At 64.5% G+C, this 15545-nt stretch carries 10 protein-coding genes; all 10 read right to left on the reverse strand.

Annotated elements, in window-relative coordinates; all coding sequences use genetic code 11:
* Positions 1-4: 4 nt before the first annotated feature.
* Positions 5-3538: a type VI secretion system membrane subunit TssM gene (gene tssM, locus ABNK63_RS11890; protein ID WP_007807859.1), complete on the reverse strand. Its 3534-nt coding sequence runs from the start codon at positions 3536-3538 to the stop codon at positions 5-7.
* A 5-nt stretch (positions 3539-3543) separates the two neighbouring features.
* Positions 3544-4749, reverse strand: a complete 1206-nt coding sequence (icmH, locus tag ABNK63_RS11895) for a type IVB secretion system protein IcmH/DotU (protein ID WP_238530921.1) — start codon at positions 4747-4749, stop codon at positions 3544-3546.
* Positions 4750-4912: 163 nt separating this feature from the next.
* The gene (gene tssK, locus ABNK63_RS11900) at positions 4913-6250 is read right to left on the reverse strand and encodes a type VI secretion system baseplate subunit TssK (RefSeq protein WP_007807855.1); all 1338 of its coding nucleotides are present in this window, start codon (positions 6248-6250) and stop codon (positions 4913-4915) included.
* 123 nt (positions 6251-6373) lie between these two features.
* On the reverse strand, positions 6374-7786 hold the full coding sequence (gene tagH / locus ABNK63_RS11905) for a type VI secretion system-associated FHA domain protein TagH (protein ID WP_350017219.1): 1413 nt from the start codon (positions 7784-7786) through the stop codon (positions 6374-6376).
* Between the two features lie 393 nt (positions 7787-8179).
* The gene (locus tag ABNK63_RS11910) at positions 8180-8719 is read right to left on the reverse strand and encodes a hypothetical protein (RefSeq protein WP_040673235.1); all 540 of its coding nucleotides are present in this window, start codon (positions 8717-8719) and stop codon (positions 8180-8182) included.
* 16 nt (positions 8720-8735) lie between these two features.
* On the reverse strand, positions 8736-10712 hold the full coding sequence (gene tssI / locus ABNK63_RS11915; protein ID WP_350015744.1) for a type VI secretion system tip protein TssI/VgrG: 1977 nt from the start codon (positions 10710-10712) through the stop codon (positions 8736-8738).
* A 149-nt stretch (positions 10713-10861) separates the two neighbouring features.
* Entirely contained in the window at positions 10862-12385 is a 1524-nt protein-coding gene (locus ABNK63_RS11920) for a tetratricopeptide repeat protein (RefSeq protein ID WP_350015745.1), read from the reverse strand.
* On the reverse strand, positions 12361-12648 hold the full coding sequence (locus tag ABNK63_RS11925; protein WP_007807847.1) for a PAAR domain-containing protein: 288 nt from the start codon (positions 12646-12648) through the stop codon (positions 12361-12363). The genes ABNK63_RS11920 and ABNK63_RS11925 overlap by 25 nt, the downstream gene beginning before the upstream one ends.
* A gap of 211 nt (positions 12649-12859) precedes the next feature.
* Complete coding sequence (locus tag ABNK63_RS11930) at positions 12860-13969, reverse strand: hypothetical protein (RefSeq protein ID WP_350015746.1); 1110 nt, start codon at positions 13967-13969, stop codon at positions 12860-12862.
* A 105-nt stretch (positions 13970-14074) separates the two neighbouring features.
* Positions 14075-15367, reverse strand: a complete 1293-nt coding sequence (locus tag ABNK63_RS11935) for a hypothetical protein (RefSeq protein ID WP_350015747.1) — start codon at positions 15365-15367, stop codon at positions 14075-14077.
* Positions 15368-15545 lie beyond the last annotated feature (178 nt).

The raw sequence follows: 15545 nt of genomic DNA on the forward strand, positions 1-15545 counted from the left end.
GCCTCTAGCCTCCGCACCGGAAACTGGACAGCGCGTTGCTCAGGAAGGGGTTCTTCAGGTTGTTGGCCTGGACCGTCACCTTGGCGACATGGCCACCGAAGTTGAAGCTGGCCACGAAACGCAGATCGGACTGCTTCTGCAGATTCGCTGCCTGCAGCGCCCGGAAGAACGCCCAGTCGCCGCGATAGTCGAAGGTGGTCAGCAGGGTTCCAGCCGTGTCGTAGGCCGAGATCGAGACATGGCCCGGCGTCGGTCCCGGCCATTTCATGGTGGCCGTGGTCGAGCCACCGGACTGGTATTCGTACTTCTGCCCATCGACCTCGATCACCAGCTTGCCGATGCCGGGGTCGAGCACGGGCGCAAGCAGGGTGAAGTCGACCTCGGGCATGTTGCCGCTGCGGAAGAACATCTGCTTGATGCGGTCGGCACCCTGCAGTTGCGCCAGCATGCCGGCCGAGCCACTGACCGCGCCAGGGCCGCTCTTCCACTGCCAGTTGCGGCCACTGGCATCGATCAGCTTGCCCGCGGTCTGGTTGTAGAAGCCGTCGAAGCGCCCGCCATAGCCGAACATCTCGCCGAAATTCTGCAGCGGGATATCGTTGTTGCTGGACGGCGAGAACGGATAGCGCCCACGGGTGTAGTCGGCGCAGTCCTTGGCCACCATCTGCTGGTACTGATCGTCGAGCGCGCCCTTGGTGCCGCTGGCCACCAGCGCCTGGCTCTTGCCGGTCAGCGCCGCAAACCAGCCCGAAGCGGGCGCCGGCAGCTGGCCGGCCGCCTGCTGCGCCATCAGCAGTTGCGGATTGGGCTGGCCAGCGGCCGAGCTGAAATCGCCCATGGTCAGCAAGGTCTTGCTGAGATCGTCCAGCACCTTGAGCGTCTGATCGATCGGCGCGGCACCCGGGCCACCTTCGCTCAACTTGTTGATCTGCTCGAAGTGGTCGCTGATCACCTGTCCCGGCTTGGCGGCTGCCGCATCGTCACCCGGCGCGGCAGTCCCGGCGCCGGCCTGGGCGAGCGCGCGCGCCAGGGCGGACTGGGTCGCCTTCTTCTGGGCCAGCTTCTTGGCCACGTCCTCGGCCTTGTCCTTCGCATCGGCGGGCGGTGCGCGCATCAGGTCGTGGGTGTTGTCGCTCACCACCTTCAGCAGCAGCTTCATCGGCGAGTTGGGGCCGGCCAGCTTGGCCGCGATCGTGCTGGCATCCTGGATGTTGCCGATCGGCTGCAGCTCCAGATCCGCCAGGATGTCGTCCCAGGCCTTGATGTAGTCCTGCTCGTAAAGTGCCAGCACCTGCTGGGCGAGCCGGGCCTTCTGCAACGAATCGATCTTGGTGGCGCCGAATACCCAGTCGTCGGCGGCGAACTGCGTGACTGCCTGATCGATGCCCTTGTCGACTTCATCCTTGAACACCGGTTGCGTGAACAGTGCAGGCAACGGTTCCGAAAGCGGCGCACCGCTCTTGCGCCGGTAGACGTTGCCGAGCAGGCCCAGCTCCTTGTCCAGTCGCAGCGGCGGATACGCACCGCTGTCCGCGTTCAGCTTGATGTTGCCGTAGATCAGCGTGGCCAGGTCTGCGGTGCGCAGCGTGTTGCGCGCCTGTTCCACCAGGCTGGAATCCAGGTTCAGCGCGCGCAGCCGCCCCTCGTGTCCGACCAGCGCGTCGAAATGCCTGGTCAGCGCCTTCTGCAGCACCGGGTCGGACGGGAACAGTCGCCGCCATTCGATAGCCGCCAGCGCCACGATCTGGTCGTGATCCAGATGCTCGGGCTGGCCCAGCATCAGGTAGCCCTTGAGGTAGTAATAGAGCATCTGCGGGTCGCCCGCATTCGCGGCCAGGCCGGCCCGGAACTGCGAAGCCACGCCAGGCAGCAACAGCGCGTTCAGCTCGCGATAGTACGCGTCACGCACTTCGTCGCCGACCGCATTGCCCTGGTACAGGCCGAAACGCATCGACAGCGGCACGTCGCCCTTGTGCTGCTCGGCGACATCCACCGCGCTGGACAGCGACTCCAGCCGCTCCAGCACCATCGCGAAATAGGCCTGCTGGTTCGGCGCCAGCGAAGCGTCGCTCTGCGCCGGATACTTCTGCAGCGCCGCCTGCACCTGGCCCAGGTAGGCGCCGTTGCGCCGGTAGCTGCTGGCCAGGCCGAGGATCAGCAGGCCGCAGGCCAGCAGCACGCCGATGTACGCGGCCGCCTGCAGCAGGGTCTTCTGGCGCTCCAGCTTCGGATTGGTGCCGGCAAAGCCGGATTCCTTGAACAGCACGTCCCGAAGCAGGCGTTCGACGAAGAAGGTGCGGCTCTGGGCGCCGGGCACGTGCAGGCGCGAGGCGTCCAGCCCGAAGGTGCGTGCCACCGCGCCCATCATGCGGTCGATCGGCGTGCCTTCCTGCGTGCCCGAAGTGAAGTAGGCACCACGCAGCAGCAACGGCGCATCGTACTGATGACCGGTGAACACGCCTTCGACGAACTGCCGCGTGATGTCGCGCAAGGCGCCGAGCTGCTGCGGGAACGACAGGATGGCCGCGCGCCGGGTGCGATCGCGCTCGCCGTGCAGTCGATCGAGGATGCGCGTGTTGAGCCGGTCCAGCAGCAGGTTGAATTCTTCGAGGAACTGCTTCGCCGCGCTGCCGTCCATGGTCTTGTCGACCGCGAACGACATGCCCCAGACCTGGCTGCGCAACTCGGGATTGAGGTCGTCGAAGAACTCGGTGAAGCCGGCGACCAGGTCGCACTTGGTGAACACCAGATAGGCCGGCACGCCGATGCGCAGGTGCTTGGCCAGTTCGTCCAGGCGCTGGCGAACCGCCTGGATGTGCTGCTGGCGGCCATTCGCATCCAGGGTCAGCAGATCGGACAGGCTCATCGCCACGATCACGCCGTTGATCGGGCGGCGCTTGCGGTACTTGCGCAACAGGTTCAGGAACTCGGTCCAGGCCGATGCATCGGCGCCGCGGTCGGAGTCCTGGGTGGTGTAGCGGCCGGCAGTGTCGAGGAATACCGCCTCGTCGGTGAACCACCAGTCGCAATTGCGCGTGCCGCCAACGCCGCGGATCGCTTCCTTGCCGAACTTGTTCGACAGCGGGAAGTTGAGGCCCGAGTTCTGCAGCAGCGTGCTCTTGCCGGACCCCGGCGGCCCGATCACCACATACCAGGGCAGCGCGTAGAGATTGGTTCCACCGCTGCGATTCTTGCGCAGGGTTTCCACCGCCTCCTGGAAGCGGTTCTGCAACTGCGCCCGCTCGTTGGCGGAGCGGTCGTCACGCTCGCCGCCGGCCTGGGCGGTGCCCTGATCGCTCAGGTCGCTGGCCATCTGCCTGGCCTTGCCGCGCACGCGCATCTGTTGCAGCTGCAACCAGACCGCCCAGATCACCACGATCACGATGATCACTAGCAAGCGGACCACCGGGCTGGCCAGCGGCTGCGACTCGCCGAAGCCGAGGTAGGGACCGCCGAACCAGATCAGCAACGACAGCAGCAGCAAGCCGACGAGGGTGATGAACAGGCGGGATTTGAACAACGCAAGAAGCTTGCCCACGATGTTCAGTCCTCCGGGCTGTAGAGAATTTCGACGCGCCGATTGCGCGCGCGATTGGCCGGCAGGTCGGGCGGCAATGCGATCGGTTGCGAGGAACCCGCGCCGCTGGATTCCAGCCGCCCGCTGTTGTCGATGCCCTGGCCGAGTATCTGCAGTACCGACTTTGCGCGCTCGGCGGACAACGCGTAGTTGTCCTTGAACCGCAGCGAGTGCACCGGCTGGTCATCCGTGTGGCCCACCACGACGACCCGCCCCGGAACCTGGTTCAGCGCGGCGGTGATGGCGTGCAGCATCGGAATCTGCTGGTCGGCCACCTCGGTGCCGCCCGATGCAAACATCGCGGCGGCATTGAGGCGAACCAGCGCCGAGCCGTCCGGCTTCTCGTCCACCGTCAGGGCGCCAGCCTGTTCCTCCGGCGCCAGCAGCTGTTTCAGGCTCTTGCGTTCGACCTTGGGCTGGGCCTGGCGACGCTGCGCGTCGTCCGGTGGCACGGCGGTTTTCAGGCCGATCTGCGCCACCTGTGCGCTGACCGGCGACGACAGTTCGTTCAACCGCGTGAAGAAGTACAGGAAGGCGCCCAGCAGCAGGCAGGCGCCAGCGGCCAGGATCACCCACAGCGGAACGTGGCGCACCAGCGGATTGCGCCGGTCCTCGATGCCCTTCCAGTGCGGGGCCAGCTCCTCTGCCGCGGGCGGGCGCTGCGCCTTGATCCGGCGGTACAGCTCTTCCTGGATGTCGGCCAGCTTGGCGCGGCCATCGGCTTCGATCTGGTAGCGCCCGCCGAAGCCGAGCGCCAGGCAGATGTACATCAGTTCGATCAGGTCGATGTGCTTGGAGAAATCGGCACACAGCCGGTCGAGGATGATGAAGAATTTCTCGCCGCCGTAGGATTCGCCATGGAAGACCACCAGCAGCGTCTTCGCCGCCCAACCGCTCTGCTGCCCCCACGGCGTGTTCATCACCGACTCGTCCAGCGTCGAGCACAGCACGTAGCGCGCCGCGGTGATGGTCTGGGCGGCGATGCCGGCCGCCTGCGCGGTGCTTTCGAACTGACGGACCTGGGCGATCACCTGCTCGCGCAGATGGGCCGCATCGGGTTGCGACACGCTGTTGCGCAACTGCACGGCCAGCAGCAGCAGCGGACTGGCGGCCTGCACCAGGGCGTTGAGACCCCCGCCCAGAAAGTCGCTGATCGCGGCCGGAGGAGCCATCTCGGCGCGCGACACCGGGCCGCGCGGAGTGGCCGCGGGTGCGACGGGTGCTGCAGCAGCCGGTGGCGGGACGGGCATGGGCGCCGGCGGCGCTCCGCGCGGACGGACCACCGTCGCATCGCGCATGGGATCGTCGTCATGGGGACCGTTGCTGTTCATGCGCTCAACCTCTGATCGCCCACAGTTGCAAGTCGAGGCCGGCGAACTCGCCACCGAAGTGGAAGGCGATGCCGCCCGACGTCTTCAAGGCCCGCCACATCGGCGAATTCTTGTCGAACTCGAAATACAGATAGCCGGAGTTGTAGGGAATCTGGCGCGGCGCGACCGGCATCGGCGCCACCGGGATGCCGGGCAGCTGCAGATTCACCAGGTCGCGGATCTTTTCCACCGGACCGATCTTCGACTGCGCGGGCAACTGCCGACGCAGGTCTTCGGACTTCATGTCCGCCTTCGCCGCCAGCACGAACGCGGCGCTGTCGACCAGGCTGAGATCGGGCACCACGGCCACCCACACGCCGAACTTGCGCTGCTGCAGCGGAATCGGAATCGCCGTCTGCTCCATCACCGCGCTCAGGCTGCTGCGCAGAGCCAGAATCAGTGGCTCGAAACTCTCGTACAGCGCCTCGTGCCGGTACGGCGGAAACGCCGGCGGCCGCTTGCCCGGCGCGGTGAACGTGCACAACTCGCCGGCCATCTCGGTCAACACCCGGTAGAAGTCTTCAGGATGCAGGATCGGGGCGGCTGCGAGGTGGGCGATCAGCGGCTGGTAGCGGTTGACCACCTGCAGCAACAGGAAGTCGGCGATCTCGGCGGCACCGCCGCGGTCGGTCACCGCGACACGGCTGGCCAGCGCCTCGCCGCGCTGGTGCAGCAGGCCGAGCAGTTCGGTGAGGAAGGTGGTGAGCTTCGGTGCGGCATGGCAGCTCAGTGCCGTCGGCATGAAGGCTTCTTCGAGGATCACCCGCCGGTCGGAACGACACTCCACGATCCGCGCCACGGGAATCTGGGCCAGCCCCTCCAGCGGTTGCGATTGCGGCAACAGTCGGCTGTTGAGACCGCCCACCTCCAGCGCCGTCAGCCCGTCGACGCTGCCCGAGGCATCGCGCACCTCGGTTTCGCGCACGCGGAAGCGAAACAGCTTTTCGGCAGGTGCCTCGGGGCGCCCGCTGTCCGGTTGTGCGGGCGAGCGCAACGGCAGGGTCAGGAATACCGTCTGGTCGCGCCAGTTGCCATCCACTTCCAGCGCCAGCGGCAGCGGATCGTCCGCCGGCATGCAGAATGGCGTGCCGTCTGGGAACACGCCGCGGGCGCGCTTGATCCCGAGCTTGCCGATCGCCAGCAGATCGGTCTCGAGTTCCAGCTCCGAAAAGCCCCAGGTGTAAGGGCGCAGACTGCCGGCACGCAGTTCCACGAAGCGCTCGAGATAGCGTTCCTGCTGCTGCAGATGCTGGGGTCGAAGGAAGAGTCCCTCGCTCCAGACGACCTTGTTCATATCCGTCATGCGTCGCACCTGCCCCTGTGAGTCCCCGACGGCATTGCCGGGTGTGTCGGTGCCGGCCATCAGCGCCGACACGTCCCCTGAATCCGTCCTTCGATCTGCGACCTGCAATGCCCCCCGGCGCCGCTAGTGATGTGCCTTTTGCATTCTCCGCGCCGACTTCAGGCGTGACAACTGTTCTTCATAGGCCCGCGCAAACTCGTCGCCGAACAGGCGCCGGAAACATTCATCGGGATCACGCGAAAGGCCTTCGAAATGCTCGCGGTACTTTTCCCAGTACTTGCCCTTGCCGGCGAACGCCGACCGCTTCGCGCCATCGGTTTCCTGTTCGAAGCGGTCCGGGCTGAAATGCACCAGCAGGGATTCGAACGCGGCACGGACACCGGCGAGCATGGCCATCTGGTGGCAGCGGATGTCGTCGAAGGCGTCCTCGAAAGCCGCCGTCCCGGACATGAAGGCGCCGTTCGAGGGCGCCATGATCTTGGCCAGCGCATCCTCCGGATTGGGCGCGAACTTCAGCGGGTTGTTCTCGGAGCGCTGGATGATCGTGACCGGCAGGCGGAACGTGTTCTTGATCTCCGCCCGCGCGCGGAGCACGTCCATCACGCCATCGACGACGACCCGGAAGATCTGGTCGACGTCCGTGGGCAAGGCCGTGGTAGCCGCCGGAAGCGGCACGTACGCTGCCGCCGGAGCTGCCATATAGGGTGCCACTGGCGGCGCATGGACCGGCGGCGCGACCACCGGAGGCGGCGCCACGGCCACGGGCGGCAGCATGACCGGTGCCGGGGCCGGACTTGGCGGCGACGAAAAGTCGCCCATGGTCAGGTCCCAGTTTTCCGGCAAGGCGTTCGCGGTGGACTGCCGCTGTTCGGTGGTCATCGGCGGATGGAAGAAGTCTTCCGTGCTGGACGAGTGGTTCCAGCTCGAACTGGCATTGCCGGTAGTGGCGCCTGAAAGAAGACCGGAGGTGCTCTCCGAGGAACCCAGAAAACTCAACGGATCAAGTTCGCCGCCCGACGCGGGTGAGACGGCGCCGGGAATCAGGTCTGCATCGAGCGGAATGCCGCCGCCCATCGCCGGGGGATACGCAGGCGCCTGGGGAGCGATATCGAGCAAGCCGAAATCCAGCGGGTCGAGCGCCCCCGCCGGGATGGACCCGGCCGGGATGGATGGCGCCGAAGGCGGCGGGGACAGATCGGGCAACGCGGTGGAGCTGCCTGCATCCTGCAGGCGCACTTCGACCTCGAAGGTATCGATCAGCAGGCGGTCGCCGTTCTTCAACGCCGAGGGATCGCCCTTGATCAGCGGCGCATCATTGAGCAGCATGCCGTTGGTGCTGCGATCCTCGATGAAATACATGCCGTTGAGGAAACGGATCATCGCGTGAACGCGCGACACGCCCGATGCACTGAGCACCCAATCGCAATCCTCGGAACGTCCGATGCTTCCACCCGCCCCCTCGAACGCCTTGCTGCTTCGGCTGCCGAACTGGGCAGCCTGACGGCCAGCGACTGCAAGGATCAGGCTCTGCGACATCGGCACGCGTATTTCCCCAGCAACTGTCAGATCGGCACGGCGGTGACGAACGCATCATCACGGCTCATGCAGTGAACCAGGTTTCGAACCCACGTGAAGACCAGCGACTGATCGCGGCAAGGCCGTGAACCGGTTTCACGACCAGATTTGGCACTGGGACTTCCACATCCATGACCGAGCATCCTGCCCCTCCACCTTTCCATTCCCGCCCCGAGCCGAGCACCGCCGTAGTGCCCGAAGCGGCGAACCACGTACCGGGAAAACCGGCGCGCGATCCACCACGACAGCCATCAACTCACGAAAAATCTGCCGTCCACAATCGTATCGCCCCACGCCACGCCGGGCAAGGTCATGTCGGTTCGACACCCGGTCCTTGGCCTGCCCCGCGGCGCCTCAGGCGGTGCCGGCAACCCCGTTCAACAGGTTCATCGCCGGCTCGATGAAGGCAGCCCGGCGACTTTCGAATTTCTCGGTCACCAGGGCAGCCAGCATGTTGATCGCCGCCACGACGGCACAGGCCGTGAGATGGTCGGCCGGGGGCACCGGGGTTTCCTGCGACGCCGGCGCCAGACTGCCGCCCGACCAGCCCGCCGCCGCAGCCACCCAGGCGCCAGCCGACTTGTAACCACCCGCGTTGGCGAACTCGAAGGCGGCGCGCCGATTGCTTTCGTTCGGCTCACGCACCCACTTCTCGGCCAGCGAGGCACCGGCCTTGTCTTCCGGGTCCAGCACCTGGTCGCGTGCACATTGGCACAGCCAGGCCACGGCGTAGCGCTTGGGCAGCATCCGGGCCAGCAATTTCAACGCATCCTGCACCTGCCCGGCCGCCACCAGCGCCTGCACGGCGGCCTGTGCGGTCATGTCGGGGGTGAGCAACGCACTGGCCGGCTCGGACAATTCCATCTGGACGGATGCTTGCATGACTGATGACATCGACGTGCTCTCCAACCTAGCCAATCATGATGATGCCGCCGGACATCTGCGCCATCGCGTCGGCCTTGAGCATCAGCATAGGGCCCTTGACCGTCGTCATGGCGCCGCCGGCCACTTCGACCTGCGCGTCGGAATGGGCCTTCAGCGACACGCCTGCACCGAGGTCCATGTTGACGCCAGCCTTGGCAGCGATCTTCATGCTGCCGTCTAGCGTGATGTTGACACCCTTGATCGTGATCGAGCCGTCGCTCTTCATGACGATGCTCGAAGCACCCGTGACCAGCTCGATCTCCGTGCCCGCATCAAGCTTGAACTTCTGGCCGATCGTGGTGGTGCCGTTCTGCTTGACGTCCAGCTTGTCGTCCTTGCCCACCGTCGCCGTGCGATTGCCGGTGATGTCCTCGGTCTGGTCGTTCTTGATGGTGATCTTCTCGTCGTGGTCGATCTGCACGAAATGATCGTTCTCCACTTCCTCGCGCATGTCCTTCTGCGCGTGCAGGAACAGCTCCTCGCTGCCCTTCTTGTCCTCGAAGCGGATTTCGTTGAAGTCGTCCGCGCCACCGCCTTCATGGCTGCGGCTCTTCACGCCGCTCTGGGTCTTGTTGTCGGGCAGCGCGTAAGGCGGCAGGTTGTCGGCGTTGTAGACGCTGCCGATCACCAGCGGGCGATCCGGGTCGCCTTCGAGGAAGCTGACCACCACTTCCTGCCCGACCCGGGGAATGTGCACGGCGCCCCAGTTCTTGCCGGCCCACGACGACGCCACCCTGACCGGGCAGGAAATGTGGGCGTTCTTCTTGTCCGACTTGTTCCAGTGGAACGTCACCTGGATGCGGCCATACTTGTCCACCGAGATGTCTTCGGCCTTGTCGCTTCCCGACACCACGGCAGTCTGCAGGCCGACGACCATCGGCTTGATCGCCGTCTGCATGGTGCGGAACGGCTGGCGGCTGCTGATCACCGAGAAATTGCAGAAGAACAACTCGCCATCCGAGCCGCCGGACGTGCGCGCGGCGTTCTCGATGTGCACGGTCGACCCGGTGACCAGGTATTCCTGGTTCAGTTCGGCACGGGGGAACTTGGTCAGCTTGAACAGTGCGCCAGTCAGAAGTCCCGGCGCGTTGGTCGAGCCCGAGCACAGCGACTGGGCCACGTTGATCGCTTCGAGACGCACCTGGGCGTAGTGCTTGCCCGCGTCGCTGGTCTCGTGATCGCCGGGGAAGTCGAACGACTCCAGTCCGTTGACGGAGTGGTTGTCGTCGGCGTTGCTGATCGTCTCCTCCCCGAGCAACGAAGTCTTCGGCTTCATCGGGTCGTAATCGGTCAGTGAGTACTTGGTCGTCTGCACCGATCGCGCCGATGAAAAGTCGGTGATCGAGACCTCCAGCGCCGCGCGGCTTGCCCCGGCCTGCGGCCGATACGGAAGCTGTGCGTACCCGCTGGTGGTGGCATGTGCACCCAGGGAGTCGGCGAGCACCATGGTGTGCACGCCATCGGTGTGCTGAAAGAAGTAGTAGATGCCCTCCTGTTCCATCAGCCGGCTGATGAAGTTGAAGTAGTCCTCGCGGTACTGCACGCAATAGTCGCGCGGCGGATAGTTGCCGCTGAGGCTCAGCTTGACGTCGCCATAGCCGAACTCGGCCAGCACCGCCTTGACGATGTCGGGCACCGATTGCTTGAGGTAGATGCGGCAATCGACCTTGTGCATCAGCAGCCAGGCCTTCGGCACCAGCGTCACCGCATACTCGGCAAAACGCTCTTCCTTGAAGCTTTCGAACCCGGTCTGCGAGATTTCCGAGACCATGCCGCTGAAATAGCGCTTGTAACCCTCAGATTCGAAGGTGACCGTCATCGAGCTGCCGAGCAGAGGCAGCAGCTTGACTTCGCTGTCCGTGCTGATCAGCTTCAACTGGTAGGAAAACAGCCTCCCCAGCTGCTCGCCGCCAGACAGGCTGGCAGGCAGCAGCTTGTCACCGAGGTCTGACTTCAGTGTCATCCGATTCGTCATTTCCCATCTCCCCCAGCGAGCCCGCGATTGCGTTCTTGCGAATCCCCAATGTTTATCATATTCCCGTCCAGCCCGGGAGAGGCGAATATCCCGTCAGCGCCCGTCCTGCGGCGCACAGTCTGGCAGGCCCTTTGCTTTCAGTTGCCTCGACGAGCCAGTACCACCCAGCCGGACACGGGCCGGCCAAGCTCCTTGCGCAGCGGGTGCGCCGCCATCCGCACTTCGCCGAAGCCCGCTGCCTTCAACGCCTGCAGCACGTGACTCCGGCTGTGCTGATAGCGGCCACTGGGATGCAGCTCGACGCGATCGTCGTCGCCCTCCAGCACTTCGAGCGTGAAGGCCAGTATCCCGCCGGGCCGCAGCGATCCATGGGCGGCCTGCACGACTTCATGCAGGTCCCCGAAATAGATCAGGGTGTCCGCCGACAGCACGAGATCCCAGCACCCGTTGCCGCCACGCAGGAACTGGCCCAGTTCGGCGACTTCCAGTGCGTCATAGCCGCCGCGGCTGCGTGCCTTGTCGATCATCTTGCCGGACAGGTCAACACCATGCAGCCGCCGCGCGTAGGGCCCGATCAGGGGCGCGCACAACCCGGTACCACAACCCGCATCCAGCACATCCAGGCGAGCGGCAGGCTGACCCAGCATGCCGCCCAGGTGGTCGACCAGTACGTCCGGCGCACGGTAATCGAGGCTGTTCAGCAGCTGCTCGTCGAAACTGTCCGCAAACCCGTCGAAGATCTCCCGTACGTAGGCGTCATCCGCCCGCGCCGGCATCGTGCCGCCACCACAGGATGCCAGCATGTGGCGCGGCACCGGATGGTTCGGTTCGCGCGACAACCAGTCGCGGTAGACATCGAGTGCCTCTTCGCGCCGGCCCAGCACGTAAAGCGCCACGCCTAGCTCCTGCAAGGCACGTGTATCGGTCTGGTCACAACGCCAGGCCTCCCTAAAACAGTCCACGGCGTCGGCGAGATCCTCGAGTACGTCCAGATGGCTGCTCTTGAACATGCCCATCAACATGTGGGCGCGGCCCAGACGGGGCGCCCGTTGCAGCAGCTCTTCGTAGAACCGGCAAGCCTCCGTGGGCCGCTGCTGGGCCTCCAGCACGATGGCCAGATTGCCCAGCGCATCGAGATGGTGAGGCACGCAAGCCAGCGCCCGGCGATAACAGGCTTCCGCTTCGGCGAGATGTCCTGATTCCTTCTGTATGTTGCCGAGGTTGTTGTGGGCTTCCGCGTGACCGGGCACCGCACGCAAGGCCATCCTGATCAATCGGGCCCCTTCATCGCTGTCGCCGCGCTGGTGACGCAGGACTCCAAGGAAATGCAGCGCATCGGGTTGGCCCGCCTTCATCTGCAGGGCCCGCCGATAGCCGGCTTCGGCTTCGTCGAGACGGCCTTCCTGATGCGCCTCGATGGCCCGCTGCATCGTACTCATCACGCGATGCGCCAGATCCTGGGCGTGACGACCGTTTCCGACCCGGTCAGCGGATGACCGGCTCACCCGCCGAGCTCCGGCATCCCGGACAAATGCATGGCACCGGGCCCGCGGGATGGCAATCCGCCATCTGGCGCCCGCCAACGACCAGGGCCGATGATCACTGCAGCACGCGGCGTCTCCATGACTTGTTCCGGTCAGCTGATGATCACCGTGGGACAACCGAGGATGATGGTTCCGCCATGCGCCGTCACGTCACCCATCCGGGCCGCGGGCATGTTGGAGATGAGCACCTTGAACGAGCCCATGGCGATCAGGTCCGGCGGTCCCACGCAGACAGCCATGTCGCTTACCCGAGCGGCGGGCAATCCCCCAATGAGCACCGTGGGCGCACCCGGGCCGGAGATGGGGCCACCCACGTGGGGCACCGGCCCGGTAAACATCGGGCAGACGTGCATGTCGGTAAGTCGCGCTGCTGGAGGCATGAGCTTCCCTCTCCCTCAATGATTTGGATGAATTATGCGCCGTGCCGGGCGTCCTGCGTGCGGCGATGAATGGGGCGCGCTGCGCGAGTATCCGTCCGATCAACTTGACCCAGGATCGAAAGCGCAACTTCGCCTTCCTGACTTCAAATCCCCGCCCCCAAGGACGGGCCAGGCTGCATGACTGCTGACGCAAAAGCGGCCACGAATCGACTTAGGCGTTGAACTGAACGGTATTTCCCGGCTTGTCGATGCTGCTGTTCAACTGGATGATGTCGGCCCGACTCAACCGGTTCAGATCGTAGATCGTCTGTCCCTTGTTCTCGTCGGCAAAGTCGACCATGACGAAATTCGGCAGGTAAATCTGGAAATTCGTGGCATGCGAATCCAGGGGAAAGGCCTCCGGAACGCTGTTGCTCATGTAATTGTAGCCACCTTCTGTCCACAACTGCTTCAGTTGCTGCTTTCCACTCGTGGTCCAGGCCTTCTTGTCCCTTCCCTTGATGCTTCGCACCATGCCGGTCTGCGTCCAGTACATCATCCGGAGTACGTCGCGGGAATAGTGCGCCGTATTGGCGTCGCCGAGGATGCGCCTCTGCTTGTCGATGTTCTGGAGGAACTTCCCCTTCACCGGGGAGCTGAATGCATAGTCCCGCGGCTGCACGATGTCCGTTCCGCCCTTCCCGTAATAGACCAGGCCGTTGATGTGGTCGGGCATCACGCCATGGGGATAGAGACTGACAACTTGTGCTGCGCCGTCCGCAATCGTCGCGCCCGCCTGGCTCAATTTGGAGAAGCCGTCAGGCATGAACCCGCAGACCACCTTGCCGCCCATTTCGTCGAGGGTGTGGTTGGCCAGATTGCCCGGCTTCGTGTAAAGCCGGGTTTTCAGCTTCTTCTGGCAGGCCTCCAGGATCAGCTCGTAATTGGCCGACTTGTCGAACTTGAGTATCAGGAATTCGTCCTTGTACTTCTCGACGAAGCGGAACGCACCATCGAGGATGTCGTCCAGATCCATGCCCCAATCGCCGAGCACCATCCGCGTGACCTCGATGTTGCGGGTGGTCCCGCCCACGTTTTTCGTCTTCATTTCCGGCGTGTTCTTGCCGTGGAAGGCGGAAAGCTTGGCGCCGCCGTGGCCGGTTCGCTGACCCGAAATGCGGATATCGAAAATGCGCACGCCGCACTTGGCCTGCTGATAGATCGACTTGCTCTGGGTGCGGGCACGGATGCCGCCCGAATTGATCGCCGCGTCGTGGCTGCCGGCCATCACGATCTCGTTGACCTTCTTCTGCCCGCCGAGCGAGTGGTATTCAATGGCCATTTCGACATCCTTCAATGGGGTGGGAGCGCACGCATCGCGGGCACTCGGGCATCAACGAAAAACAGAAACTCTCCATGCCTGTCTGGTCCGGGACACAGCGAACCTTCATGCATGCAGGGGGAAAGTTGCCGGCCAGACACTGACACGGCTATCCGCATAGCGGCCACCACCAACCTCGACGGTATACGTGGGATCGTCCGTCAGCAGCCCCTTGCCCATCAGCGAATCGCGCAGGAACGCGCTGCTTCCGACCGCCTGGAACAGGCGGCTGTCGACCTTGGACAGCAGCAGGTTGCCGTTGCCGACATCCTCGAAGATCGTCTGATAGGCACCGGGATAGGCGGCCGCGAAGCAGGCCCGATGATGTTCGTTGATCCAGTAGCTTTCCTTGCCGCCGCGGGTGTAGAGATCCATCCTGGAGTGCTTGGCGGCGGAACGCCGTCGCAATCCACCGCCGACGATGCGATTCTTCATCCCGCTGGTCTGGTAGCTCTTGTGTTCGGAAAGCCCCATGACCAGGCGGGCGTAGCCCTCGCACATGTCGGCTGCCGAGCAAAGAAAGTTGTAGGGGACGCCATCGATCGGGGTGCCGAGGCTGCGCAAGAATCCGCAAGCCAGGTTCCGCGTGATGTATGCGGCATAGGCGGGCTCGTTGGGGATCACCTGGGCATTGTGCACACCCGGCATCGGCAGCATCACCGCCGTGGTGCGGGCCGGATCGACGACAGTCAGGCGACTCCAGTCCTGCGGCTTGAATGACTTGCGCATCTCGTGCATCGCAATGATCGCGATGTAACGCGCAACGTTGGGGGTCAGTCGCGTGGTGTCCTCGATGGTCTTGCCGGCACTCAACCCGGCGACCGGGTCGACCCCGAAGATATTGCACTCCAGCTCGTTGCCGAACACCTCGTTCAGGGCCGCCGCGATGCGGATGCAGGTCACCGCGCCACGGCTCCAGCCCGCCAGGTTCACCCGATCGATCGCCTGGCCATGCTCGAAGATCATGTCCTGGATGATGTTGACCGTACGGATCACGTTCTCGTCCCAGCCGAGTCCGCTGAGATTTCCCAGCGCGTTGCCGACCTTGTTCGAGCGCGTCAGTTTCGACGTGGAGGTCTTGCCACCCAGCGCCTTGCTGAACGATGAGCCGCCACCACCCGACCCCGAGATGCGATTGCCCGTGATGGGGTTGACCTGCTGGGGAAGCGCGATGCCCCCGACCATTCCCGAGCCGGGCCCCTCGTTGATCAGATAGCTGCCCGGAGTAACCAGCGACCCTGCCAGCCTCGCCTCCGAGCCGTCCGTATGGTTATGAAACCAGGCCACCAGTTCATTGCTTTCCGTCGCCTTTACCCGGTTGAACCCGGTACCGTGGCAGTACACCGTGAACGTAGTCATATTGATTCCCGGTTGTCGCTGGCCGCCCCCTGACGTGCGGGCCTGCGGTACATGGGCAACGTCATGCCCCCAATGGCACTTCAACTTCGCATTCCGTCGCCCAAGGTCCGCAGCAAGCCCGCGCCAGATCAGGCTGGGCGCGGGTGACGGTCATCCTTCGAGTTTCCGGACCCACGTG

Source organism: Rhodanobacter sp. IGA1.0 (genome assembly GCF_040208325.1).
In the GTDB taxonomy this organism is placed as follows: domain Bacteria; phylum Pseudomonadota; class Gammaproteobacteria; order Xanthomonadales; family Rhodanobacteraceae; genus Rhodanobacter; species Rhodanobacter spathiphylli.

What these genes read in the sequence shown, in the direction of transcription:
- ABNK63_RS11935 (WP_350015747.1), bottom strand. Translation starts at nt 15,367, where the DNA reads ATGACTACGTTCACGGTGTACTGCCACGGTACCGGGTTCAACCGGGTA.
- icmH (WP_238530921.1), bottom strand. Translation starts at nt 4,749, where the DNA reads ATGGCTCCTCCGGCCGCGATCAGCGACTTTCTGGGCGGGGGTCTCAAC.
- tagH (WP_350017219.1), bottom strand. Translation starts at nt 7,786, where the DNA reads ATGTCGCAGAGCCTGATCCTTGCAGTCGCTGGCCGTCAGGCTGCCCAG.
- tssI (WP_350015744.1), bottom strand. Translation starts at nt 10,712, where the DNA reads ATGACACTGAAGTCAGACCTCGGTGACAAGCTGCTGCCTGCCAGCCTG.
- ABNK63_RS11910 (WP_040673235.1), bottom strand. Translation starts at nt 8,719, where the DNA reads ATGTCATCAGTCATGCAAGCATCCGTCCAGATGGAATTGTCCGAGCCG.
- ABNK63_RS11930 (WP_350015746.1), bottom strand. Translation starts at nt 13,969, where the DNA reads ATGGCCATTGAATACCACTCGCTCGGCGGGCAGAAGAAGGTCAACGAG.
- tssK (WP_007807855.1), bottom strand. Translation starts at nt 6,250, where the DNA reads ATGACGGATATGAACAAGGTCGTCTGGAGCGAGGGACTCTTCCTTCGA.
- ABNK63_RS11925 (WP_007807847.1), bottom strand. Translation starts at nt 12,648, where the DNA reads ATGCCTCCAGCAGCGCGACTTACCGACATGCACGTCTGCCCGATGTTT.